Genomic DNA, 230 nt, shown 5'->3' with positions numbered 1-230 from the left:
ATGTAAGCTGTTCAAACAAGTCACGCCCCAACACTCTGAGCGAAGTCGTTGATATATCAAACATTATTTCAAACATGATTTTCGAATCCCACTCCCTCCCATCTCCTTGAGTATATATAGATGCTGCTTGTAGCATAATGCTTTTGTCTTTATGATTTACAAATTTGTTAATACATAGATTACTATTTATAGGCATTCCATAATTAGCTGCAGTTAGTCGATCTAACCTA

1 protein-coding gene is annotated in these 230 nt (G+C 35.2%); it reads right to left on the bottom strand.

From position 1 onward, the window contains the following. The coding region (locus HMPREF0298_RS12025) for an EcoRI family type II restriction endonuclease (RefSeq protein ID WP_280985054.1) at positions 1 to 230 on the bottom strand (230 nt) is incomplete at both ends.

Source organism: Corynebacterium lipophiloflavum DSM 44291 (genome assembly GCF_000159635.1).
GTDB classification, from domain to species: Bacteria; Actinomycetota; Actinomycetes; order Mycobacteriales; family Mycobacteriaceae; genus Corynebacterium; species Corynebacterium lipophiloflavum.
Note: the sequence above shows the minus strand (reverse complement) of the source record. Positions and strands in the feature narration are given on the sequence as shown.